The following is a 22583-nucleotide window of genomic DNA, read 5'->3' on the forward strand; positions in this document are numbered from 1 at the left end:
CGCGCTGAGCCCTTGGTGCGGTACCCCTACGCCTGCGGTGGCAGATGCCGCCGGAAGAAGGCGGCGAAGTCCTCGGCCGACACGGGCTTGCTGAAGTAGTAGCCCTGCATCTCGTCGCAGGCCCTGTCGCGCAGGAAGGTCTGCTGCTCCTGCGTCTCGACGCCTTCGGCGACCACGGTCAGGCTCAGTGTCTTGCCCATCGCGATGATCGCCTCGGTGATCGCCCGGTCGGCGGAATCGGTCGCCAGATCGCGAATGAAGGAGCGGTCCACCTTCAACGCGTCGATCGGGAAACGCTTGATCTGCGCCAGCGACGAATAGCCGGTGCCGAAATCGTCGATCGCAATGCGTACCCCCATCTTCTTGATGTCGCTCAGCAGCCGCACGGCGCGTTCGGTGTTGTGCATGACCATGCCTTCGGTCAGCTCGAGTTCGAGCAACGACGGGTCCATGCCGGTGTCGCGCAGGGCGCCCGCGACGTCCTCGAGCAGGTCCTCGTGCGAGAACTGCCGCGCCGAGATATTGACCGCCACGCACACCGGCGGCAGTCCCTGGCGCTGCCATTCCACGCTTTGCGCACAGGCAGTGCGCAGCACCCACTTGCCGATGGGCACGATCAGGCCGGTCTGCTCGGCAATCGGGATGAACTGGGTCGGCGAGACCGGTCCGAGTTCCGCACTGTTCCAGCGCAGCAGCGCCTCGACGCCGGTGATGGTCTCCTTGTGCAGGTCGAGCTTGGCCTGGTAGTGCAAAGAAAACTCGCCGCGCTGCAGCGCGGTGCGCAGGCTGCTTTCCAACGCCAGCCGTTCCAGCGACAGTGTCTTGATCTCCTTCGAGTAGAACTGGTAGTTGTTCTTGCCCTCTTCCTTCGCCTGGTACATCGCGATGTCGGCGTTTTTCATCAGGGTCTGCTCGTCCGGACCGTCTGTCGGATACAGGCAGATGCCGACGCTGGCCGTCACCCGGCACGGCTGGCCCATGACGACGATCGGCTCGATCACCTCGGCGAGTATCTTGCGTGCCACCGCGGCTGCCTGCTCAGGCTCGTCGACTTCCTGCACCATCACGACGAACTCATCGCCGCCCAGGCGTGCCACGACGTCACTGGCGCGCAGGCAATGCGCCAGCCGCTTCGCCACCTCGCGCAGCAGGGTGTCACCGGCTTCGTGGCCCAGCGTGTCGTTGATGATCTTGAAGCGGTCTAGATCGATGAACAGCACTGCGAGTTTGCGGTCGTAGCGCCGGGCCGTGTGCAGCGCCAGGTTCAGCAGCTCGCTGAACCATGCACGGTTGGGCAGAGCAGTCAGGCTGTCGTGCGTCGCCAGGTACTGGATGCGTTCCTCGGCCTGCTTCTGCTGCGTGATGTCGCGACCGATGCCTCGATAGCCGACGAACCGACCGGCGCTGTCGACGATCGGCTCGCCGCTGACCCGCACGTGGCGCACGTCGCCGCTGTCCAGCGTGCGGCGCATCACCGCCTCGCGGAAAGTCTCGCGCCGTGCGAGGATCTCGCGCAGCGCGTCCCAGCCGCCTTCGACGTCGAATCCGAGGTCCCACCAGGTCCGGCCCAGCTCGGCTTGCAGCGCGCTGTCGTCGCCGCTCATGTGGCGACCTTCCAGCCGCGTGAAGCGCAGTTCGCTGTCTTGCTCCCAGAACCAGTCCGACGACAGCTCGGTCAGGCTGCGAAAGCGTGCCTCGCTTTCGCGCAGTGCGCGTTCGGCGCGCACGCGCTCCGTCATGTCGGTGTAGACGGTCACGAAGCCGCCGTTCGGCACCGGCGCGCCGCGCACCTCGATGATCGTGCCGTCCGGCCGTTCGCGTTCGAACACGTGGGGCTCGAAGAGCCTGGCCTGTTCGGTACGGGTGCGCACCTGTTCCTCCACGTCGCCCGACCCGTAGTCACCGCGCTGCGCGTTGTAGCGAATGAAAGCCTCGAACGGCGTCCCCGGCACGCACAGCTCGGCCGGGAAATCGAGCAGCTCGCTGAAGCGGCGGTTCATGCCCAGCAGCCGCAGTTGCCGGTCGGCAATGCTGATGCCCTGGTCCATGTAGTTGAACGTGTTCTCGAGCACCAGCTTGCTCTCTCGCAGTGCCCGCTCGGCGCGGGCGCGCTCGGTGATGTCGGTGTATGCCGTCACGAAGCCGCCGCGGTTCGGCAGCGGCCGGCCGCGGATCTCCAGCACCGAGCCGTCGGGCCGTTCCCGATTGAAATGATGCGGCTCGAACAACCGCGCCTGCTCGACCCGCTCGCGGATCTGCGTCTCGATATCGCCCGGGCCGTAGTCGCCGCGTTCGGCGTTGTGCCTCACGAAAGCCTCGAAGGGAGTGCCGGGCTCGTGCAGGGCATCGGGGAAACCGAGCAGTTCGCGAAAGCGCCGGTTCACTGCGACCAGCCGGAGTTCGGCATCGAACACGCTGACGCCTTCCTCCATCGTTTCGAACATGCTCTCGAGCAGCGTGCTGCTCTGCCGCAGCGCCTGCTCGGTGCGCACTTGATCGGTAATGTCCGCGGCTGTTCCGCGGTAGCCGCTGAAGCGGCCGTCCTCGTCGAAGACCGGTTGTCCGCTGGTGCGGACGTAGCGAACCTCGCCGCTCGAACGCACCCGCATGTAGACGAAGTCCTTGAACGGCTGCCGAGATGCGAGCGTGGCCTGGTGTGGTTCCCAGCTGCCGTTGTCGCTGACCGCGGTGGCGCCGAACTCCCAGCGCGTCTTGCCGCGCAGTTCGCCGAGGTCGAAGCCGAGCGCATGATGGCTCGGCGAGTTGACCATCGTGAAGCGACAGTGCTCGTCCTGCTCCCAATACGTGACGCCCGCCATCTCGATCAGATGGGTCAGGCGGTCGCGGTATTCGTCCCAGGGCCGGCGGTCGCCGCGCGCCGTTTCGATGTCCCGCGTGGCGTTGGTGCCGTTCGGATCAGTGTGCATGGCCTGTTTCGTGTTGGCGCCCCGGTCGGCCCGTGCTGGGCAGTGGATGGCGAGACCTCAGTGTGGGGCCTGTCTGCGACGTTTTCGGTCGGATTTGCAGTGGCTTGAGACCTTGGCTGGCCCGTACAGGACATCTGCCACAATTTCTCGCGCTGGGGCCCGCCGGGTCGGGTTCCGAGCAGCGTCGCCCCACAAACCCTTCCAGAGAGAAACGCGTGCCATGGCCGGAACCAGCTTGCTTGCCCTGATTGACGACATCGCGACCATGCTCGACGACGTCGCCCTGCTGACCAAGGTGGCGGCCAAGAAAACGGCGGGTGTCCTGGGCGACGACCTTGCCCTCAATGCGCAGCAAGTGGCGGGCGTCAGGGCCGAGCGGGAGCTGCCGGTCGTGTGGGCGGTGGCCAAGGGCTCGGTGATGAACAAGGCCATCCTGGTGCCGGCGGCGCTGCTGATCAGTTTTTTCGCCCCGTGGGCGATCACGCCGTTGCTGATGGTCGGCGGTGCCTTCCTGTGTTTCGAGGGCTTCGAGAAGCTCGCGCACAAGTTCATGCATAGCAAAGACGAGGATGAGGCCCACCATGCAGAACTGACGCGGGCGCTGGTGGACCCGAGCGTCGATCTCGTTGCCCTGGAGCAGGAGAAGATCAAGGGCGCCGTGCGTACGGACTTCATCCTTTCGGCCGAGATCATCGCCATCACGCTCGGTACCGTGGCGGCTGCAGCGTTCGCGACACAGGTCTCGGTGGTCGTTGGCGTGGCGGTGTTGATGACCGTGGGCGTCTACGGCCTGGTCGCCGGCATCGTCAAGCTCGACGATGCCGGCTTGTATCTGAGTCGCCGCGCCGGAGCGCGCTTCCTGCAGGCGCTGGGCCGCGGCATCGTCGTCGCCGCGCCTTACCTCATGAAAGGCCTGTCGATCGCCGGGACCGCGGCCATGTTCCTCGTCGGCGGCGGCATCCTGGTGCATGGAGTTCCGGCCGCGCATCATCTGGTCGAGGCCGTCGCGCATGTCGCGGGGAACGTGCCCGTGGTTGGCACCGCACTGAAGGCAATTGCCCCGATGCTGCTCGATGGTGTCGCGGGAATCCTCGCGGGCGGACTGGTGTTGGCGGTCGTCAGCGCGGTGAAGCCGCTCTGGCGCCGCAAAAGCTGAACTCACTTTCCACCCGTCCCGCTATGACCTCACAGGTCATCGACACGATGACCTGCTCGCCCCATCATGAAGCCACGGTGTCGATACGGCACAGAAGCAGCAGGCACCGTAAGCTTCGAAACTGATGGAGTAGCGCAATGACAGGCTCAGACCTTCTTCCCCTCGCGGTGGCCCTGCTGATCGGCCTGGCCGCCTTCGGCTCTTGCATAGGCGTCGCGATGTCCGGCATGAAACTGCTGGAGTCCTGCGCGCGGCAGCCCGAGCTGATGGAGCGGCTGCAGGGCAAGTTCTTCCTGGCGGCCGGGCTGACCGACGGCGCCTTCATCATTGCCACCGGCATCGGCCTGTGGTTCGCCACGGCCAACCCGTTCGCGGGCTGAGGCGGTTCACGGACGGGCGAGGTGTCAGGCGATCAACGGAACGACCTCGGCAGCCCTCGCATGGGCGAGGTCGTGGTCGCCCCCGGCCACCACGTGGAACTGGGCGTGCGGCAGCAGTGACGCAAGATGCCGGCCGACGGCCACCGGGCTGATCGGGTCGGCATCGCCCCACAGCAGCAGTGCCGGCATGCACAAGCGCGTCAGGTCGCTCGTGATGTCGGTGCGGTCGTCGAGGAACCATCGCGGCAGCGCCGGGTTGGCCAGCGCGAAGGCGGGGCGCCAATCCTCGCCGCTCCAGCCGCGCCGCCGACGCCACCGGAGGTCGCTGCCAGCACGAGATGCGTCACCCGATGCGGACGGCGCAGCGCGGCCCGTACCGCCACGATGCCGCCCATTGACTGCGCGATCAGAGCGGCGGGCCCCGAGATCTCCGCCTCCACCCGATCCACCAGGTCATCCAGGCCGCGGACGCCGGCATCTGCAGGCGTCGAACCGAAACCCGGCCAGCCCACGTGTCGCCGCTCGGCACCTTGCGGCAGCAACTCGGCAACCGGACGCCAGAACGCGGTGTTGCCCGAGGCACCGGGCAGGAACAGGAGCTGGTCGGGTGTGGGCATGACCCCGGCATTGTGCGTCGTGCGTGCGCCTCGCGTGCCGGCAGGCGCTGCGGTCGTACGCTGTCACCGCGTGCGGTGGTTCTCGCCGGAAGCGGTCAAGTCCTGCGTGAGCGTGCCGATAACGAGAGACGACGGGGGCCAAAGCGTGCACGGTCCACCGCGCAGGAAACTCCGATGTCCGTATCTGCCAGTCGCCGGCGTGTCCGTGCCTTTCGCCTCGCCGCCTTCGTGGCCGCCGTCGTCGTGGTTGCCGGCGTGCGTGCAGCCGACGAGCCGATTTCCCCGTTGCCGGCCGTGGAACGGCTCGATCCACGCCGGGTCGAGCTGGGGCGCCGTCTGTTTCTCGACAAGCGCCTGTCGAGCGACCGCTCGGTGGCCTGCGCATCCTGCCACCTGCCTCGCCACGGAGGGGCGGACACGCGGGCCTTTTCGATCGGCGCGGGCGGCGTGCGCCATGTGGTCAATACCCCCAGCGTGCTGAACGCGCGCTTCAATTTCCGCCAGCAATGGGCCGGCGGCGCGGCGACGCTCGAGGAACTCGTCGGGCACGTGGTCAAGAGCCCGCGCGTCTTCGCGACCGACTGGCCACCGCTGCTGGAGCGGTTGAGCGAAGACAAGAGATTGGTGCGCGCCTTCGGCGACGCCTATGCCGATGGCTTGAGCGCAAGGACCGTGGTGGACGCGCTGGCGACCTATCAGCGCACCCTGGTCACGCCGTCGCGTTTCGACCGCTATCTGCGCGGCGAAGCGGGGGCGATCAGCGCCGACGAACTGCGCGGCTACCAGCGCTTCAAGGACTACGGCTGCGTCGGCTGCCACCAGGGCGTCAACGTCGGCGGCAACATGTTCCAACGCTTCGGCGTGATGGGCGACTACTTCAAGGCACGCGCTGCGGCCGGCCAGCCGCTGACCGACGCTGATCGTGGCCGCTACAACGTCACAAAAAACGACGAGGACCTGCACGTCTTCAAGGTGCCGAGCCTGCGCAATGTCGCGCGCACTGCGCCGTACTTTCACGACGCCTCGGCGCAGACGCTGGAACAGGCCGTCAGTGTGATGCTCCGCTACCAGGTCGGGCGCGACGCCCCGGCCGCTGACAAGGCACTGATCGTGCGCTTCCTGCAGACGCTCGACGGCGAGGTGAGCCGGTGACGCCAGGGCTGCGCTGGTCGGGGCTGCGGCGCGGCCTTGTCGGCATGACCTTGGTTGCCGTGCTCATCGTCGCGCTTGCGATGGTGCAACAGCGATCCTCCCCCGAGTCGTTTCTCGCCCGCCATGTGCAGTTGCAGGTGAAGCTCGACGCTCTGCGGCGGGCCGACAGCGAATGGACCGTCCAGATCCTGGGTGTTCAAGCCGGCCTGGCAGGCAACTACGACCCGCTGAGCCATGCGGCGGACGCGATGACCGCGGCGCAGTTTGCCGCGGCGGCAGACGCTCTCGCGCTCGGTGTGCCGGCGGGGACGTCGGCGCTCGCGCAATTGCATGCTGCGGTCGAGATCAAGGCCCAAGCGGCCGAACGGATGAAATCCGAGCGTGCGATCCTGGCCAATTCGCAGCGCTTCCTGCCGACGCTCGTCGACCAGATCGCCACCGAGCTGCGGCAGCGCCGGCGGCGTGCCGGACAGAACGACGACGCCCAGGCGGCGCTCGACGCCGTGAACGTCGTCGCGCGCGCGATGCTGCGCTCCGTCAGCCACCCCGAGAACTCGGCACAGTTCCGGCTCGACGAGGCCTTGGTCGACCTGCGGCAAGTGCGGACGCGGCGGGGAGCGTTGCGCGACTTGGCGGACCGCTTCGAACTGCTCGATGTCCACGCCTTCGCGGTGCTGCAACACCGCGAGCGTTTACGGCTTGCATCGCGCACGGCGCTGAACGCGCCGGTGATGGCCGCAGTCGACGCGATCGAAGCCGAGGTCGACGGGATGCTGCGGGATCGGCTGGCCCAGGCGCGGCGTTATCGTGCGCATCTTTTCGTGCTGGCGACATTGCTGTGCGCCGTCTCGGTGTACGCGGTGGCCGGGTGGTGGCGCAGCTACCGGGCGCTCGGCGCCGCCAATGCCGGCCTGGAACGCCAACTCGAAGAAACCCGACGACTGATGCACCATGCCGCGGAGCTGCAGGATGAAGCCGCGCGCGACCCCCTGACCGGGCTGGCGAACCGTCGCGTGGTCGAGGACCGGCTGGAGCACGCGCTGCACCTTGCCGAGCGGCACGCGACTGCACTCGCGGTGCTGTTTGTCGACCTCGATGGCTTCAAGGCCGTCAATGACCGCCATGGACACGCCACCGGCGACCTGCTGCTTGTGGACGTCGCACGCCGTCTGCGTGGCCAGGTACGCGACGCGGACACCGTGGCCCGCCTGGGCGGCGATGAGTTCGTGCTGATCCTCGAATCGACCGACGAAGCCGGCGCGAAGCGCGTCGCAGACGCCATCATTGCCGAGTTGCGCTCGATCGACCACATCGAGTCGCACCCGGTGGCGATCGGTGCGAGCGTCGGCGTGGTGACGTGGCGGCCGCAAGCCGGCGCCGTGCCGGCGGCCACGCTGTTGCGGCGCGCCGACGCGGCGATGTACGAGGCGAAGCGCGCAGGCAAGGCACGCTACGCGCTCGCTGTCCTCGACGACGCGCAGGCCTGAGATTGCCGGGCCGCCGGCCGCGGGCGCTGCGCAAGGGGGCTTTTCACAGCGTGCGGCCGGCCAGCGCGATCGCGAAGGTCAACGTGCCCAGCACCAGGTTGAAGGCCACCAGCCGGCGGATCGAGTCGAGCTGCATGGCCGCCGCCTTCCAGTCCGCGGCGGTGGCGGCCCGCTGTGCACGCGGGTAGGTCGCGAACCGGACGTGCCCGAATACCGCGATCATCAGCAGCCCCATGGCGAGCATTGCGTGGATGCTCCAGTGGACTGCCGCAAAGCCACCGCGGTAGGCAATCATCGACACACCGCTCACCAGGAGCACGCCGATCGATGCCGCCACCCCCGTGAAGAAGCGGCTCAGCACGACCATCATGAACGGTACTCGCTGCGGCGGCTGCAGGGCCGACACCGCTGCCGGCCTCACTGCGAAGTGCATGCAGGCCATGCCGCCCACCCAAGCGGCGGCGGCGAGCACGTGAAGCACGAGCAGCAGGGCGTAGAGCAATGGGTGCACTCAGTCGAAGATGTCACTGAGCCAGGACTTGTGGCGCTTCTTGTGATGGCCGTGGTCCGAATCCACGAAATCGGGCCGTCGTTGAGGCGATTGCGCCGCTGGTGCTGCGGGTTGCACCGTAGCAGCGCGTTCGATCAGCTTGTCGAGCTCGCCTCGGTCCAGCCACACGCCGCGGCACTGGGGACAGTAGTCGATCTCGACGCCTTGGCGATCGGTCATGGCGAGCGTCGTGTCAGGGCAGCTGGGGCATTTCATCGGCAGGTTCTCCTTCAGGAAGAGTCGTGTGTCATGGAGAGGCGGTGCACCGGCCTTGCAGCCGGCTTACTTGCCCCAGGAGTCCTTCAGGCCGGTGATCCTGTTGAAGACCGGCAAGGATGGGGACCCGGTGCCGTTGCCGTCGGCATCGGTCACGAAGTAACCGTGCCGCTCGAACTGGAACCATGCCTGCAGCGAGGACAGCGGAAGCGAAGGCTCGACGTAGGCGCGTGTCAGCCGCTTGCTCTGCGGATTCAACAACTGCTTGTAGTCCTTGCCTCCGGCATCGGGATGCTCGTCGGTGAACAGCCGGTCGTACAAGCGCACTTCGGCTTCGACGCCGTCGGCGACGCCGACCCAGGTGATCACTCCCTTCACCTTGACCGCGTCCGCCCCCGGCGTCCCGCTCTTGGTGTCCGGCACCACCTCGGCGAGCACGGCGGTGACGTTCCCGTCGGCATCCTTCTCGCACCCGGTGCACCGGACCACGTAGCCGTACTTCAACCGCACCGTGTTGCCCGGGTAGAGCCGGTGGTAGCCCTTGGGCGGCTCCTCGGCGAAGTCGTCACGCTCGATCCACAGCTCGTGGCCGAGGCTGAAGCGGCGCTGGCCCAGCTCGGGCAGCTTGGGATGGGCAGGCGCTGCACACGCTTCCAGATGTTCGGCGCTGCCGAACACCTCGGCCCAGTTGGTCAGCTTCAGCTTGACCGGCTCCAGCACCGCCATCGCGCGCGGGGCCTTGCTTTCCAGGTCGTCGCGCACTGCCGCTTCGAGCAGGCTGTAGTCGATCCAGCCGCTGGCCTTGCTGACGCCGATGCGATCGGCAAACAGGCGCAGCGCCTCGGGCGTGTAGCCGCGCCGGCGCATGCCGACGATCGTCGGCATGCGAGGGTCGTCCCAGCCGTCGACGATGCTTTCGTCCACCAGTGCTTTCAGCTTGCGCTTGCTGGTCACCACGTAGGTGAGGTTGAGCCGGGCGAACTCGTACTGGTGCGGCAGGTTGAAGGGCTCGATGCGGTGCGGCTCCAGCGCATGCGACAGCAGCGGGGTGAAGTGGTGCGTCTCGCTCTTCAGCAACTGGAAGAACGCAGCCAGGTCGGTGATCACCGCACCTCGATCATGTTCCCATTTCCTGAACAGTGCGCGCATGCGCTCCTCGGGCTCGCTGTGGTCGAGCTTGTGCGCGTGGTTGTGGCAGTGCAGCGCGAACTCCTTGCCGGCCTCGATGCCTTGCTGTTCGATGTCCTCGATCAGCGCTTTCGCCCGGTGGAACTCGGGCTCGCGCAGGATGGGCACGATGCGCTCGAGCACCCAGTCGTAGAAGGGGCGTTGGTCTTCGAATTCGAGCGTGCAGATCGAGTGCGTGATGTTTTCCAGCGCGTCCTCGATCGGGTGCGCGAAGGTGTACATCGGGTAGATGCACCAGGTGTCGCCGGTGTTGTGGTGCGTCGCGTGCTTGATGCGGTAGATCGCCGGGTCTCGCATGTTGATGTTGGGCGAGGCCATGTCGATCTTGGCACGCACCACCATCGCACCGTCGGGGTGCCGGCCGTCGCGCATCTCGCGCAGGCGGGCCAGGCTTTCCTGCGCCGCGCGGTTGCGATAGGGGCTGTCGGTGCCGGGCGTCGTGAAGTCGCCGCGGTTGGCACGCATCTCGTCGGCCGACTGCTCGTCCACGTAGGCGTGGCCGTGTTCGATCAGGTACTCGGCGGCGCGGTACATGAAGTCGAAATAGTTGCTGGCGTAGTAGAGGTGGCTCGTGGCGTTCGCGTCCCAGCTCCAGCCCAGCCACTGCACCGCGTCGACGATCGCGTCGACGTACTCCTGCTCTTCCTTTTCGGGATTGGTGTCGTCGAAACGCAGATGGCACACGCCGCCATACTCTTGCGCGAGGCCGAAATTCAGGCAGATGCTCTTGGCATGGCCCACGTGCAGGTAGCCGTTGGGCTCGGGCGGGAACCGCAGGCGCACGCGCGCCGGGTCGACCGGGCCTTGTGCGTGGTGGCGGCCGTCGCCGGGCGTGCCACCCCAATGGCGGCCGCTGTAGCGTCCCTGCGCCAGGTCGCGCTCGACGGCAGCGCGCAAGAAGTTGCTGGAGGAAGGCTTGTTCTCTTCTTTGCTGGAGGGGGCCGACATAGGGGCTGTGGACGCTCTGAAAAGGAGGTGGGAAATGGAGCGGTCATTCTACGGGCCGACCCCGGTGCGTTACGGTTGATCACCATGGGCACCCCATTGGGCTCCTAGTGTTGTTCACTGCGGATACGGTTGCCACAGGGGCCGCCGGGCATTCCGCCGCTCAAGGGAGCCTGAAAATGGACAAACTTTGGTCATTTTTGGTGCGACCGGTGTACCGCCGGCTGCGTTCATTGCCGTGGTCGGCCCTGCTGGGGGCGTCGCTCGCCGTAGCGAGCGTCCCGGCGGCAGCGGCGGTGCTCGCAGTGGATTTCGAGTTGAGCCGGACGCAACACACCCGGCTCCACCACGGCATGTACATCGACGTCTGGGTCGAGCCATGGCCCTCCGAGGTGACCGCAACGTTCGACGACATGGTCACCCTGGACTACTCTGCCGGTAGTCAGGCCAGCTACTCGATCGGGAGCCCGGGCTCGGTCGTGTCGATCGACTCTGAGTCCGCATGGGACTACCGCTTTCCGCCGGGGGACGGCGTCTACGAGACCTGGGTCAGGGCGACGCAGGACTGGAGCGGCTCGCAGGTCGTGACGTCGTTCCTGTTCCGGATGGAACACACGCGTGTGCAGGAGTCGACAGGCAATGACTTCGCTTACCGGACCCGCAACTCCTTGTCCCTCGGCATCGACTTCGTTTCCGCAAAGGATGGCGTCCCGGTGCTTACGTCCGAGACCCTGCGGCACTACTTCACCGGGGAACTGGGCGCGCCCCGGTCGATCGGCCGCTTCACCCGCACGTATGCGACGACCCGGCTGGATTCCGGCCCCACCCTGCTCGGCTACGACGAAATCAGCGGCACCGCCGTCCTGCAGCCTGTCCCCGAGCCCGGTACATGGGGGTTGATGGGCGCGGGCTTGACCCTGCTGGCATGGCGCGTCGGCCGCCGCAAGACGGCCAGCCCTCGCACTTGAGCCGCGCGACGGGCGGGCGGCTGTTCGCGCGAGCCTTCTGGTATGTTGCCGGCATCCGCGGTGCCGGCGCGCCAGCGCATGCACGGCCCTTTCAGCGAAGAAAAGACGTCTCCCGGCCTTGGACCTCAGGGTCTGGCGACGGCCCTGCTTCCGTGGCGGGCACACGGCCGCAAGCGGACGGTTTTTCGGGGTGGCGAGATCCAGTCGCAACGCGGCCCCGTATATGCCTGGGTACCCGGCGTGGGTACGACTCACCGGAGACCGCCATGACGTCCCACTCCACCCCGCTGGACCGTGCTTCCCGCTTCGTCCTCGCGTTCGCCGCGTTGGCATTCGGCGCCAGCCTCGCGCTGGGCGCAGCGCCGGTGTTCGCGGCCGACACCTGGGACGTCCCCGTGACGAGCAAATCTGCCGAAGACCGCGACATGGCGGCCGGCCGCAAGGCGCTGGCCGACAAGCAGTGGGCCAAGGCGGCCGGGCATTTCGAGCGCGTGGTGTCGCGCGATGCACGCAATGCCGACGCGCACAACCTGCTCGGCTATTCGTACCGCTGGATGGACCGCATGGATGACTCCTTCCACCACTACGGCCGCGCACTCGAACTGCAACCCGACCACCGTGGCGCCCACGAATACGTGGGCATCGCCCATCTGAAGGTCGGCAACGTAGCGAAGGCCGAGGAACATCTTGCCCGCCTGCGACAGATCTGTGGCGCCGACTGCGAAGAGACCCGTTCGCTCGGTGCCAAGTTGGCCGAGTACCGCTCGGCCCAGCGCTGACAGGAAAGCGACATGGGTGCGCCGCCGTGCCGTGCATCGGTCCGGCCAGCGGGCGACGGGCCGGCGGGGGGGGGGCCGTCAGTGAGCGCTCTCTGTCGCAGGTCTGGAAAAGGCTGTTTACACGGTAAAGCAGGGTAAAGCTCGGTAAACCGTGACCACCGCCCGCCGACGCGGTGCGTTAATTGCGCAAGGCCCCCGTTCAAGGGCCTGCAAAGGAGAACTTCTATGAACCGACGAGCCCTCTTCGCAACTGCAGCGCTGACGCTGGCCGGCCTGGCCGCAGCACCGGCCCATGCAGGCGACGTGTACTGGTCGATCGGCGTGCATGGGTCCGGCGTCTCGACGCACGTCTCGAACGCACGCCCGGTGGTGGTGCATCCGGCACCGGTGGTGGTGTATCCCGCGCCGCACGTCGTCTATGGGCCGCCGCCGGTGGTCTATGCGCCGCGCCCGGTCTACGTACGGCCCGCTCCGGTGGTCGTGGTGCGGGGCCACGGGCATGGTCACCATCACAGGCACTGGGACAGGCATCACCACCGCGGTGATGGCCGTCACGGCTCGCATGGGCGGCATGTGCGTCACGACCACTGGGATCGCTGAGCACGTCGTCCGGGATGGGAGCGCCTCGCACGGCAAGCCGCCGGCGGGGCGTTCACTTTCCTCCCGCGCGGCAGCCCCTCAGGCCTGCTGCCGCCGCAGCCTCTGCGCTTCTTCGTTGACCATGCGCTGCACCCAGCCGTCACCTGCCAGGCTCAGAAAGGTGACCAGGCCATGGATGCCGAGGCCCAGCCCCCAGCCGGCAAGGGGCCAGACCGACCAGCGGTAGCCGCCGTGCAACTCGTTGATCAGCCAGAGGCCGGCGTTGACCAGCAGGAATATCAGCAGGTGGATCAGAAAGCCGATCTTGCGCCAGACGCGGCGGCGGGCGGCATGGACCAGGGCGGTGTCGGTGGGGTAGGTCATCGCGGGCTCTGCATCTTGAAGTGATCGATGCCTGCATGTTCGCGCGTCGCGCCGGCATGTGCCGCCGGTGTGCGACGAAACACCGCGGGGAGCGACAAGACGCCGCGCTGGCGGCGTGAACGGCGGGACTGCCGATGAAAAAAGGCGCCGGGCAAACGGCGCCTTGGATGTCGACGGCGGCTGGCTGCTACCAGTTGTCCGAGCGGGTCAATGCATCCCAAACGCCAGGGCGGGCGGTGTAGATGCTGATGACGCCGTAGTACTGCTCGCCCCGGTCGTTGAAGCGCACCGCATTGGTGATCGGTGCCAGTGCGTCGATGTGCTTCAACTCGGCCGTGAGCTTCTCCGGGTCGACAGTGCGGGCCCGCTCCATGGCTGCCTTGAGCACCCAGACGGCATCGTAGGCATAGTGCGAGCCGTAGACAGGCTCCGTGTTGAAAGCGGTGCGGTACTTCTCCAGGAAGGCCTTGCCCTGCAGGAACTCCCGAGGCTCGATGATCGGCGAGGTCGCGTAGACCTTGATCGGCAGCGGGTTCTTGATCAGCTTGTCGGTCTTGATCGTGTCCCCGCCGAGGATCTGGATCTTGGTCAGGCCGGCCTTGTCGAGCTGCTCGATCAGTGCCAGTACCTGGAAGTCTGCGAGCGTCGTGACGATCACGTCCACGTCGGCTTTCTGCAGTTCGGGCACCAGCTTGGTGAAGTCGGTGGTCTTGTCGTCGAGCGACTGACGCACGGCCACCTTCTTCTTCGCAAGCTGGATCTGCTCGGCAGCGCTGTCGGCCAGGCCCTTGCCATAAGGCGTGCTGTCATCGATCACGGCGAACGCATTGCCGTTCAGCGCACGGGCCGCGTACGACCCCATGGCCTTGGCTTGCAGTGCGTCGTTGGCCACCAGTCGCAAGGTGGTGGGCAGGCCCATCTGCGTGTACTCGGGCTTGGTGGAGATGGCCAGCTGCGGGATGGACTTCTCGGCATAGATGGGCGCAGCGGCGATGCTGACGCCCGAGTTCAAATGACCGATCACCGCCACCACATTGGCGTCGACCAGTTGCCTGGCGACCGTCTTGCCAACCTCCGCGTCGGCCTTGTCGTCGACCGCGATGACCTCGAGCCGGACCGCCTGGCCGTCGATCTTCAACCCTTGCTTGTTGATGTCGTCGACGGCGAGCTTGACGCCGTTGACCATGTCCTTGCCGAGCGATTCCAGCGGGCCGGACGTCGGTTGTGCGACGCCGATCTTGATCGTGTCGGGGATGCGATTGCAGGCGGTCAGGACGACCAGGGCGGACAAGCTGCCCAGGCCCAGCAGGCGACGGAACATCGTGGGACTCCTCGAGAGCGATGCGTGGAAGGAATGTAACAACTGCAGGGATGAACTGTTTGCAGGAATCACACCTGGTACGCAGGACAATATGAGGAATTCTGCTCAAGGAGCTGCGAATCTTGCGGTCTCCCGGAGTCTGATCGAGCGAGTTGCGCCTGTGATTGTTACAAATTCGGTGCGGCTGGGCAGCGTCTACATCGCCTTGAACAAATGGGCGTACATGCGGCTGACGCCCAGTCGCTCCGGCCGTTCCCGCAGCGTCAGGTGCAACTTGCCGGCCTCGTCGCGCACGGCGGTCTCGATGGCGCCAGCACGCACCACCACGCTGCGGTGCACCTGCCAGAACTGCTGTGCATCAAGTTGGGGCAATAGTTCGCGCAAGGAGGTGCGGATCAAATACTCGCGCTGCGCCGTCAGCACACGCACGTACTTGTCGGCCGCTTCGAAGTAGACGACGTCCGCCAGGGGCACCATGTGGATGGCCTGGCCCACGCTGGCCTGGATCACCTGCAGCGGAGCGGCAGCCGGCCGCGCGACGCCGGGCGCCTGAAGCAGCGAGCGCAATTGCTCGACGGCGGCTTCGACCGAGCCACCGGCGCTGCTGCGCCGGACCAGCAGCGACTGCAGCCGCGTGCAGGTCTGCGCCAGCCGCCCGGGTTCGACCGGTTTGAGCACGTAATCGACAGCGGCGGCCTCGAACGCCTGCACGGCGTACTGCTCGTAGGCTGTCACGAACACGATCAGCGGGAAGGGGGCGATGCCCGGCGCTTCGTCGGGCCAATCCTCGGCCAGCGCCTGGGCAGCCTCGACGCCGTTCTTTCCCGGCATGCGGATGTCGAAGAAGCAGACATCGGGCCTCAGGCTCAGCGCCTGGTCGACTGCGGCCTCGCCGTTGCCGGTGGTCGCCAGCACCTGCAACTGCGGCCACAGCCGCTGCAACTCGTTCAGCAAGGCCTGGGCGAGCAGGGGTTCGTCTTCGGCGATCAGGGCAGTGGCGTGCATCTCGAAGGGCAAGGCTCAGGGTTGAATGAAAGCGCCGTGCAGGCGGTGGAGCGTCACGGGTGGCATGGGATGTCGTGCTCGCATCACGCGCGGAACTGCGCCGCTGCGCCGCTGGAAAAAGGGGCGACCGGCAGTGTCACGACAGCATGCATGCCGCCTCGACCATCCGTTGCCGGGGCCATCGAGAGCGAGGCTTGCGCGCCATAAACCGTCGCGATGCGCTTGCGAACCTGATCGAGTCCGAACCCGGCCCCTTGCTGCGAGGCACCGGCTGACGGTGCGCCGACGCCGGTGTCGCGGACCGTGAGCACCAGCTCGTCGCCACGGCGGCGTGCGCTCACCTCGATACGGCCGCCTTCGACGCTGGGTTCCAGCCCATGCTTGATGGCGTTCTCCACCAGCGGCTGTAGCAGCAGCGGCGGCACCGGGAACTGTGTCAGTGCCTCCGGCAGGTCGAGCTGCATGGCGAGCCGGTCTCCCATGCGGATGCGCATCAGCTCCAGGTAGTCGGCCAGGCGCGCGAACTCGAGCTGCAGCGGGTGCATGTCGGTGCGCGAGGCGTTCAACGTGGCGCGCAGGAAGGCGATCATGCGGTCGAGCATCGCCTGCGCGCGCGGCGGATCGACGCCGATCAGCGCACGCAGGTTCGCCAGCGTGTTGAACAGCATGTGCGGTTCGAGCTGGGACTCGAGCAACTTGAGCTGGTTCTCGGCCGCCTGCCGGCGCGCCGCTTCGGCTTCGGCGCGATGGTGCGCGAGTTCACCGCGCGAATAGAAGATGTAGACAATGATGCTGCCGACGATCAGGCTGCCGAGCGTCAACGACAGGAAAGCCACGGGTGCCCGCGTCACCAGCTCCCAGGTGGACCGACCCGAGTATGCGTCGCCCACCGACGTGCCTGCCACGTAGCCGATCAGCACGCCGGACGCGAGGAAGGGCAGCTTCTTCCAGCCGTGCGGGAAGCGATGCGGCGTGGTGCTCGGGCCGACGAAAAACCGGCCGACGTCGATGAGCAGCCAGCTGATGGTGCCGATGGCATGGGAGTAGACCAGTTGCACGTCGAGCTGCGCCGGGCGCATGCGCAGCCACATCATCACCCCGATGAGCGTGTTGATCGCCAGCACGATGGGAGCACGCCGGGCGAAGCCGGGCAGTTCGCGGCGCAGGTCTTGTAGCAGCATGGGGGACGACAGGTCGGCGGGAAGGGCAGGCGACGAGTGTAGGGCTGCTGACCCCGCGTCAGACGATACCCAGCGTGTGGTGCCACACCAGCTGGCCCAGGGTGCGGTGCGGCATCAACGTGAAACCTCCCGCGACGACGCAGGCGCCGAGATAGACCATCCACATCAGTCGCCTGTGGCGCTTGATGTTGCCGCGGGCGACGTTCCACAGCGCATAGCCGATGCCGAGGGCGACCAGCAGCACGAGCATGTGGATCGGCGTGTAGCCGCCGACATTGGTGCGCTCGAAGTTGCGGATGAACAGGCTCGACAGTGCCGTGCCGAACATCAGTGTGACCCAGCCGTAGCCGGCCGCACGGTGCCAGCGGCTGCCCTTGGGCACCGTCAGCGCCACCGGGCCGAGCAGCAGCGCGGCCATGGCGAGAAACAGGTGCACGACGATGGCGGGGTGCAGGGTGTCGAGTGTCATGGTGGCTTCGTCGCAGTGTGTGTCGATGGCGCCACTGTCGCGGCAGGCGGGTGCCTGCGCGAGCCGCGTGCGACGAAGTGTGGTCGGCGCAGCGCGAGATGTCGCCGTGCAGGCGCGAGCGTGGGCCGATCAGCCGCCGAATCGCTCGCGGATCGCTTCGACCCGTTCGCGATTGACACCGAAATCGCGCCGGCCGAGCCGCGAGGCCGAGCGGACATGGACCACTCCTGCCGCCGGATCGAATGCGAACTCCACGTCGTCGACGAACCTCAGCCAGCGCGTCGTGAAGGTGGCATGCAGGTAGCCCGGACGCGAGGTGACGATGCGTGCCCCGCCCATCGTCGCGACGGTCTGGCGCAGCCGCTCCTGCGCGAGGACGGGGTCGCCGGTGTAGCGCAAAGGCTCGACCTGTGCATACACGCGCATCGGGTGGCCGGGGTACCGGTGCGCCTGGCTGCTGGCGCTGTTGGGCGTGTCCGATGGCGGCTTGAGGCGGCCGTCCCGCACGCCGAGGTCGGCGGGAGGCGGGCCCTCGAGGAAGCCGAGTCGAGCGGCCAGGAACACCGCCAGTGCGAGGACGGCCAACACCACCAGCACCCACTTGATGACTCGCATCGCATCCCCTGAAATGAGCCGCCTTGTTGCGGGTGATCCGAAGCGGCGCCTGCGGGGCGTGCCGCGCTACCGCCTGCGGCTGCCGCCGAGAATGCTGCCGAGCACGCCGCGGATGATCTCCCGCCCGACCGTGCTGCCGATGGTGCGCGCGACCGACTTCGCGAGCGTATCGACGACACCCTCGCGCCGTCCGCCGCGTGGCCCGGTGGAGCCGAACAGCACGTCGTTCCAGGCGCCGCCGCTGCCCGCAGGTCCACGTGCCGCGTCGCGCGACACCTGATCGGCCGCCGCGTTCGCCTCGACCGCCCGCGCCTTGAGCTTCTCGTAGGCCGATTCGCGGTCGACCGCCTTCTCGTACACGCCGGCCACCAGCGAGTCCTGCCTCAGCGCCTGCCGTTGCTGCGGCGTGATCGGACCGATCTGGCTGCCGGGCGGCAGCACGTAGACGCGCTCGGTCACCGACGGGCGGCCCTTGTCGTCGAGGAAGCTCACCAGCGCCTCGCCGACGGCCAATTCGGTGATCGCGGTCTCGATGTCGAGGCCTGGATTTGCGCGCATCGTCGACGCCGCCGACTTCACCGCCTTCTGGTCGCGCGGCGTGAACGCGCGCAGTGCGTGCTGCACGCGGTTGCCGAGCTGGGCCAGCACCGTGTCGGGCACGTCGAGCGGGTTCTGCGTCACGAAGTACACGCCGACGCCCTTGGAGCGCACCAACCGTACCACCAGCTCGATGCGCTCGACCAGCGCCTTGGGTGCGTCCTTGAACAGCAGGTGCGCCTCGTCGAAGAAGAACACCAGCTTGGGCTTGTCCAGGTCGCCCACCTCGGGCAGCGTCTCGAACAGTTCCGACAGCATCCACAGCAGGAACGTGGCGTACAACCGCGGCGCGTTGAGCAGCTTGTCGGCCGCCAGGACGTTGACAACCCCGTGGCCACGCTCCGTCTGCAGCAAGTCCCCGATGTTCAGCATCGGCTCGCCGAAGAACCGGTCGCCGCCTTGCTCCTCGATCTGCAGCAGGCCGCGCTGGATGGCACCGACGCTCGCGGCACTGACATTGCCGTACTCGGTCGTGAACTGGCCGGCGTTGTCGCCCACGTGCTGCAGCATGGCCCGCAGGTCTTTCAGGTCCAGCAGCAGCAGGCCGTGGTCGTCGGCGATCTTGAACACCAGCGACAGCACGCCCTGCTGGGTGTCGTTCAGATCGAGCATACGGCCGAGCAGCAGCGGCCCCATGTCGGAGACGGTGGCCCGCACCGGATGGCCCTGCTCGCCGAAGACGTCCCACAGCGTGGTCGGGCAGGCCAGTGGCTGCGGGGCAGGCAGCCCGCGCTCAGCGATGATGTGCGCTACCTTGGGTGGCAGCACGCCGGCTTGCGAGATGCCGGTCAGGTCGCCCTTGACGTCGGCCATGAACACCGGCACGCCGATGCGCGAAAAATTTTCGGCCAGCGTCTGCAGCGTGATGGTCTTGCCGGTGCCGGTGGCGCCGGTGATCAGCCCGTGCCGGTTGGCCAGCCCCGGCAGCAGGTGGCATGCGGTCTCGGCGTGCTGGGCGATCAGGAGCGGGTCGGCCATGGCGGGCACCATCAAAAGGTTGAGGGGGAAGCCCCCGGATAAAATCCGCAGTCTATCCAACAGCCACACTTTGCGCGCGGCTCGTTTTGCCATCACGCCACGCGCTTCAGGAGCCCCTTCATGGCCGGACATTCCAAATGGGCCAACATCCAGCATCGCAAAGGCCGTCAGGACGAAAAGCGCGGCCGCGTCTGGACCCGCGTGATCCGCGAGATCATGGTCGCCGCGCGTCAGGGCGGCGGTGACATCACCACCAACCCGCGGCTGCGCCTGGCCATCGACAAGGCCAAGGCCGCCAACATGCCGGCCGACACCATCAAGCGCAACGTCGACAAGGCCACCGGCAACCTCGAGGGCGTCAGCTACGAGGAGATCCGCTACGAAGGCTACGGCATCGGCGGCGCGGCCGTGATCGTCGACTGCATGACCGACAACCGGGTGCGCACGGTGGCCGAAGTGCGCCACGCGTTCAGCAAGTACGGCGGCAACCTCGGCACCGAAGGCTCGGTGGCCTTCCAGTTCAAGCACTGCGGCCAGTTCGTGTTCGCGCCGGGCACCCATGAAGACAAGGTGATGGAAGTGGCGCTCGAAGCCGGCGCCGAGGACGTCGTCACCGGTGACGACGGCTCCGTCGAGGTGTTGTGCGCGCCGGGCGACTTCGAGACCGTGAAGAACGCGCTCGAAGGCGCCGGTCTCGCGCCCGAGATCGCCGAGGTGACGATGCGCGCCGAGAACACCATTCCCCTGACGGGCGAAGACGCGCAAAGGATGCAGAAGCTGCTCGACGTGCTCGAAGACCTGGACGACGTCCAGGAGGTCTTTCACAACGCCGAGTTGGAAGCATGAACCCCTACGCTCACGTTCGTACGCTGGCCCCTGGTGCCGCCCAGCAGAGGTCTGCATGAAAGTTCTCGTCATCGGCGGCGGTGGCCGCGAACACGCTCTGGCCTGGAAGCTGGCGCAGTCGCCACGCGTGCACAAGGTTTTCGTCGCGCCCGGCAACGGCGGCACCGCACTTGACCCGCACCTGCAGAACGTCGACATCACCCAACCCGATGCGCTGGCCGACTTTGCCCGTGACGAAGGGGTCGGTGTGACGGTGGTCGGCCCCGAAGCGCCGCTGGCGGCCGGCGTGGTCGATGTTTTCCGTGCCCGCGGCCTGCGTATCTTCGGCCCGACCAAAGCTGCTGCCCAACTCGAAAGCTCGAAGGCCTATTCCAAGGACTTCATGCGCCGTCACAATATTCCGACGGCGGCCTACGAGACCTTCAGCGACGCGCAAGCAGCGCATGCCTACGTCGACAAGATCGGTGCGCCCATCGTCGTCAAGGCCGACGGCCTGGCGGCCGGCAAGGGGGTCGTGGTGGCCATGACACTCGCCGAGGCGCACGAGGCGGTCGACTGGATGCTGCTCGACAACAAGCTCGGTGTGCAGCACAACGCCGGCGGCGCGCGTGTCGTCATCGAGGAGTTCCTGCAAGGCGAAGAAGCCAGCTTCATCGTGCTGTGCGATGGCAAGAACGTGCTCGCGCTGGCCACCAGCCAGGACCACAAGCGCCTGCTCGACGGCGATCACGGCCCGAACACCGGCGGCATGGGCGCCTATTCGCCGGCACCGGTCGTCACGCCCAATGTCCACGCGAGGGCCATGCAGGAAATCATCCTGCCGACCATCGCCGGCATGGCGAAGGACGGCATCCCGTACACCGGGTTCCTCTACGCCGGCCTGATGATCGATGCCGGCGGCCAGCCGAAGACGCTCGAATTCAACTGCCGCATGGGCGACCCCGAGACGCAGCCGATCATGATGCGGCTGAAGAGCGATTTGCTCGAAGTGATGCTCGCGGCCACCGACGGCTCGCTCGACAAGATCGAGCTGCAATGGGACCGCCGTGCTGCACTCGGGGTCGTGCTGGCAGCGCCCGGCTACCCGCTGCAACCGCGCAAGGGTGATGTCATCAGCGGCCTGCCGACCCCCCAGCCCGATGCGGTCGTGTTCCACGCCGGCACGGCGCCGCAAGACGGGCGCACCGTCACCTCCGGTGGTCGTGTGCTGTGCGTCACGGCGCTCGGCGACTCGGTGAAGGCTGCGCAGCAGCGCGCTTACCAGGCGATCCAGGGCATCCAGTTCGACGGCATGCAATTCCGCACCGACATCGGCCACCGGGCCATCAAGCGTTGAAGACCGAAGACGTCCGCACCTACCTGCTGAACCTGCAGGACCGCATCATCGCGACGATGCAGGCCGAGGACGGTACGCCCTTCGTGCGCGACGCGTGGGAGCGTCCGTCCGGCGGCCGGCTGGAAGGCGATGGTGTCTCGCGGCTGGTGGAAGAGGGCGGGCTGCTGGAGCGCGGCGGCTGCAACTTCTCGCACGTGAAGGGCACGCAGCTGCCGCCGTCGGCCACGCAGCACCGCCCGGAGCTGGCCGGGGCGCCGTTCGAGGCGCTGGGGGTGTCGCTGGTGTTCCACCCCCGCAATCCCTACGTGCCCACCGTACACATGAACGTGCGCATGCTGGCGGCCCAGCCTGCCGGTGCGCCGATGGTCACGTGGTTCGGCGGCGGCATGGACCTCACGCCCTACTACGGCTTCGAGGAAGACGCGCGCCACTTTCACTCGGTGTGCCGGCACGCGCTCTCGCCCTTTGGCGACGACAAGTACCCGCGCTTCAAGCACTGGTGCGACGACTATTTCTTCCTGAAGCACCGCAACGAGCCGCGCGGCATCGGCGGCATCTTCTACGACGATTTCGCCGAGGGCGGTTTCGACAACGGCTTCGCCATGATGCGCTCGGTCGGCGACGCCTTCCTCGAAGCCTACCTGCCGATTGTGCAGCGTCGCCGGGCGACCGCCTACGGCGAGCGCGAGCGCGATTTCCAGGCCTACCGACGAGGCCGTTACGTCGAGTTCAACCTGGTGTGGGACCGCGGCACGCTGTTCGGCCTGCAGTCGGGGGGGCGCACCGAATCGATCCTGATGTCGATGCCGCCGCTGGTGAAATGGCGCTACGACTGGCACCCCGAGCCGGGCTCGCCCGAGGCCGGGCTCTACACCGACTTCCTCGTCGCGCGCGACTGGGCGTGACG

21 protein-coding genes and 1 pseudogene are annotated in these 22583 nt (G+C 67.1%); 10 read left to right on the forward strand and 12 right to left on the reverse strand.

All coding sequences use genetic code 11. From position 1 onward, the window contains the following. Window positions 1–26 precede the first annotated feature (26 nt). On the reverse strand, window positions 27–2927 hold the full coding sequence (locus tag M8A51_RS01215; protein WP_251776296.1) for a PAS-domain containing protein: 2901 nt from the start codon (window positions 2925–2927) through the stop codon (window positions 27–29). Window positions 2928–3147: 220 nt separating this feature from the next. Here M8A51_RS01215 and M8A51_RS01220 point away from each other — a divergent pair, with 220 nt between their 5' ends. Both M8A51_RS01220 and atpE read left to right on the forward strand, forming a co-directional pair. Continuing rightward, entirely contained in the window at window positions 3148–4083 is a 936-nt protein-coding gene (locus M8A51_RS01220) for a DUF808 domain-containing protein (RefSeq protein WP_251776297.1), read from the forward strand. Between the two features lie 137 nt (window positions 4084–4220). Beyond that, window positions 4221–4463 (forward strand): F0F1 ATP synthase subunit C, encoded by a 243-nt coding sequence (atpE, locus tag M8A51_RS01225; protein WP_251776298.1) that lies wholly within the window; start codon window positions 4221–4223, stop codon window positions 4461–4463. A 24-nt stretch (window positions 4464–4487) separates the two neighbouring features. Here atpE and M8A51_RS01230 read toward each other — a convergent pair. After that, window positions 4488–5080 (reverse strand): annotated as a pseudogene (locus M8A51_RS01230) (alpha/beta fold hydrolase). A 174-nt stretch (window positions 5081–5254) separates the two neighbouring features. Here M8A51_RS01230 and M8A51_RS01235 point away from each other — a divergent pair. Beyond that, entirely contained in the window at window positions 5255–6232 is a 978-nt protein-coding gene (locus M8A51_RS01235; protein WP_251776299.1) for a cytochrome-c peroxidase, read from the forward strand. Further along, complete coding sequence (locus tag M8A51_RS01240) at window positions 6229–7719, forward strand: diguanylate cyclase domain-containing protein (protein WP_251776300.1); 1491 nt, start codon at window positions 6229–6231, stop codon at window positions 7717–7719. Before M8A51_RS01235 ends, M8A51_RS01240 begins: the two co-directional genes overlap by 4 nt. Window positions 7720–7762: 43 nt before the next feature. On the opposite strand, the gene M8A51_RS01245 is transcribed toward M8A51_RS01240, so the two are convergent. The 3 genes from M8A51_RS01245 to M8A51_RS01255 form a co-directional block, all read right to left on the reverse strand. After that, window positions 7763–8221 (reverse strand): CopD family protein, encoded by a 459-nt coding sequence (locus M8A51_RS01245; protein WP_251776301.1) that lies wholly within the window; start codon window positions 8219–8221, stop codon window positions 7763–7765. Window positions 8222–8230: 9 nt separating this feature from the next. Beyond that, window positions 8231–8485: a TFIIB-type zinc ribbon-containing protein gene (locus M8A51_RS01250; RefSeq protein ID WP_251776302.1), complete on the reverse strand. Its 255-nt coding sequence runs from the start codon at window positions 8483–8485 to the stop codon at window positions 8231–8233. A 66-nt stretch (window positions 8486–8551) separates the two neighbouring features. After that, window positions 8552–10621 carry a glutamine--tRNA ligase gene (locus tag M8A51_RS01255; RefSeq protein WP_251776303.1) on the reverse strand — a complete coding sequence of 690 codons (2070 nt, stop codon included), beginning with the start codon at window positions 10619–10621 and terminating at the stop codon, window positions 8552–8554. A gap of 176 nt (window positions 10622–10797) precedes the next feature. Here M8A51_RS01255 and M8A51_RS01260 point away from each other — a divergent pair, with 176 nt between their 5' ends. From M8A51_RS01260 to M8A51_RS01270, 3 genes are all read left to right on the forward strand, one after another. Continuing rightward, a complete protein-coding gene (locus M8A51_RS01260) occupies window positions 10798–11586 on the forward strand; it encodes a PEP-CTERM sorting domain-containing protein (protein ID WP_251776304.1) in 789 nt (262 codons plus the stop codon). A gap of 266 nt (window positions 11587–11852) precedes the next feature. Next, window positions 11853–12365 carry a tetratricopeptide repeat protein gene (locus M8A51_RS01265; protein WP_251776305.1) on the forward strand — a complete coding sequence of 171 codons (513 nt, stop codon included), beginning with the start codon at window positions 11853–11855 and terminating at the stop codon, window positions 12363–12365. A gap of 225 nt (window positions 12366–12590) precedes the next feature. Beyond that, window positions 12591–12965, forward strand: coding sequence for a hypothetical protein (locus M8A51_RS01270; protein WP_251776306.1), 375 nt, complete (start codon window positions 12591–12593; stop codon window positions 12963–12965). Window positions 12966–13043: 78 nt separating this feature from the next. Here M8A51_RS01270 and M8A51_RS01275 read toward each other — a convergent pair whose 3' ends face one another. From M8A51_RS01275 to M8A51_RS01305, 7 genes are all read right to left on the reverse strand, one after another. After that, window positions 13044–13328 carry a 2TM domain-containing protein gene (locus M8A51_RS01275; protein ID WP_251776307.1) on the reverse strand — a complete coding sequence of 95 codons (285 nt, stop codon included), beginning with the start codon at window positions 13326–13328 and terminating at the stop codon, window positions 13044–13046. 187 nt (window positions 13329–13515) lie between these two features. Beyond that, entirely contained in the window at window positions 13516–14649 is a 1134-nt protein-coding gene (locus M8A51_RS01280) for a branched-chain amino acid ABC transporter substrate-binding protein (protein WP_251776308.1), read from the reverse strand. 195 nt (window positions 14650–14844) lie between these two features. Beyond that, window positions 14845–15654 carry a LytR/AlgR family response regulator transcription factor gene (locus M8A51_RS01285; protein ID WP_251776309.1) on the reverse strand — a complete coding sequence of 270 codons (810 nt, stop codon included), beginning with the start codon at window positions 15652–15654 and terminating at the stop codon, window positions 14845–14847. Window positions 15655–15737: 83 nt separating this feature from the next. Next, window positions 15738–16835, reverse strand: coding sequence for a sensor histidine kinase (locus tag M8A51_RS01290; protein WP_251776310.1), 1098 nt, complete (start codon window positions 16833–16835; stop codon window positions 15738–15740). A gap of 58 nt (window positions 16836–16893) precedes the next feature. Continuing rightward, complete coding sequence (locus M8A51_RS01295) at window positions 16894–17304, reverse strand: DUF2306 domain-containing protein (RefSeq protein ID WP_251776311.1); 411 nt, start codon at window positions 17302–17304, stop codon at window positions 16894–16896. Between the two features lie 129 nt (window positions 17305–17433). Next, complete coding sequence (locus M8A51_RS01300) at window positions 17434–17919, reverse strand: DUF1499 domain-containing protein (protein ID WP_251776312.1); 486 nt, start codon at window positions 17917–17919, stop codon at window positions 17434–17436. A gap of 66 nt (window positions 17920–17985) precedes the next feature. Beyond that, window positions 17986–19494, reverse strand: a complete 1509-nt coding sequence (locus M8A51_RS01305; RefSeq protein WP_251776313.1) for a helicase HerA-like domain-containing protein — start codon at window positions 19492–19494, stop codon at window positions 17986–17988. 120 nt (window positions 19495–19614) lie between these two features. On the opposite strand from M8A51_RS01305, the gene M8A51_RS01310 reads away from it, so the two are divergent. The 3 genes from M8A51_RS01310 to hemF are packed head-to-tail and all read left to right on the forward strand — an operon-like array spanning window position 19615 to window position 22581. Then, a complete protein-coding gene (locus M8A51_RS01310; RefSeq protein WP_251776314.1) occupies window positions 19615–20340 on the forward strand; it encodes a YebC/PmpR family DNA-binding transcriptional regulator in 726 nt (241 codons plus the stop codon). 55 nt (window positions 20341–20395) lie between these two features. Further along, on the forward strand, window positions 20396–21676 hold the full coding sequence (gene purD / locus M8A51_RS01315; RefSeq protein WP_251776315.1) for a phosphoribosylamine--glycine ligase: 1281 nt from the start codon (window positions 20396–20398) through the stop codon (window positions 21674–21676). Further along, complete coding sequence (gene hemF / locus M8A51_RS01320; protein WP_259371806.1) at window positions 21673–22581, forward strand: oxygen-dependent coproporphyrinogen oxidase; 909 nt, start codon at window positions 21673–21675, stop codon at window positions 22579–22581. Before purD ends, hemF begins: the two co-directional genes overlap by 4 nt. The last annotated feature ends 2 nt before the right edge of the window (window positions 22582–22583 follow it).

Origin of the sequence: Caldimonas mangrovi (assembly GCF_023721835.1) — a bacterium.
GTDB classification, from domain to species: Bacteria; Pseudomonadota; Gammaproteobacteria; order Burkholderiales; family Burkholderiaceae_C; genus Caldimonas; species Caldimonas mangrovi.

What these genes read in the sequence shown, in the direction of transcription:
- M8A51_RS01215 (WP_251776296.1), bottom strand. Translation starts at nt 2,927, where the DNA reads ATGCACACTGATCCGAACGGCACCAACGCCACGCGGGACATCGAAACG.
- M8A51_RS01220 (WP_251776297.1), top strand. Translation starts at nt 3,148, where the DNA reads ATGGCCGGAACCAGCTTGCTTGCCCTGATTGACGACATCGCGACCATG.
- atpE (WP_251776298.1), top strand. Translation starts at nt 4,221, where the DNA reads ATGACAGGCTCAGACCTTCTTCCCCTCGCGGTGGCCCTGCTGATCGGC.
- M8A51_RS01235 (WP_251776299.1), top strand. Translation starts at nt 5,255, where the DNA reads ATGTCCGTATCTGCCAGTCGCCGGCGTGTCCGTGCCTTTCGCCTCGCC.
- M8A51_RS01250 (WP_251776302.1), bottom strand. Translation starts at nt 8,485, where the DNA reads ATGAAATGCCCCAGCTGCCCTGACACGACGCTCGCCATGACCGATCGC.
- M8A51_RS01255 (WP_251776303.1), bottom strand. Translation starts at nt 10,621, where the DNA reads ATGTCGGCCCCCTCCAGCAAAGAAGAGAACAAGCCTTCCTCCAGCAAC.
- M8A51_RS01260 (WP_251776304.1), top strand. Translation starts at nt 10,798, where the DNA reads ATGGACAAACTTTGGTCATTTTTGGTGCGACCGGTGTACCGCCGGCTG.
- M8A51_RS01265 (WP_251776305.1), top strand. Translation starts at nt 11,853, where the DNA reads ATGACGTCCCACTCCACCCCGCTGGACCGTGCTTCCCGCTTCGTCCTC.
- M8A51_RS01270 (WP_251776306.1), top strand. Translation starts at nt 12,591, where the DNA reads ATGAACCGACGAGCCCTCTTCGCAACTGCAGCGCTGACGCTGGCCGGC.
- M8A51_RS01275 (WP_251776307.1), bottom strand. Translation starts at nt 13,328, where the DNA reads ATGACCTACCCCACCGACACCGCCCTGGTCCATGCCGCCCGCCGCCGC.
- M8A51_RS01280 (WP_251776308.1), bottom strand. Translation starts at nt 14,649, where the DNA reads ATGTTCCGTCGCCTGCTGGGCCTGGGCAGCTTGTCCGCCCTGGTCGTC.
- M8A51_RS01285 (WP_251776309.1), bottom strand. Translation starts at nt 15,654, where the DNA reads ATGCACGCCACTGCCCTGATCGCCGAAGACGAACCCCTGCTCGCCCAG.
- M8A51_RS01290 (WP_251776310.1), bottom strand. Translation starts at nt 16,835, where the DNA reads ATGCTGCTACAAGACCTGCGCCGCGAACTGCCCGGCTTCGCCCGGCGT.
- M8A51_RS01295 (WP_251776311.1), bottom strand. Translation starts at nt 17,304, where the DNA reads ATGACACTCGACACCCTGCACCCCGCCATCGTCGTGCACCTGTTTCTC.
- M8A51_RS01300 (WP_251776312.1), bottom strand. Translation starts at nt 17,919, where the DNA reads ATGCGAGTCATCAAGTGGGTGCTGGTGGTGTTGGCCGTCCTCGCACTG.
- M8A51_RS01305 (WP_251776313.1), bottom strand. Translation starts at nt 19,494, where the DNA reads ATGGCCGACCCGCTCCTGATCGCCCAGCACGCCGAGACCGCATGCCAC.
- M8A51_RS01310 (WP_251776314.1), top strand. Translation starts at nt 19,615, where the DNA reads ATGGCCGGACATTCCAAATGGGCCAACATCCAGCATCGCAAAGGCCGT.
- purD (WP_251776315.1), top strand. Translation starts at nt 20,396, where the DNA reads ATGAAAGTTCTCGTCATCGGCGGCGGTGGCCGCGAACACGCTCTGGCC.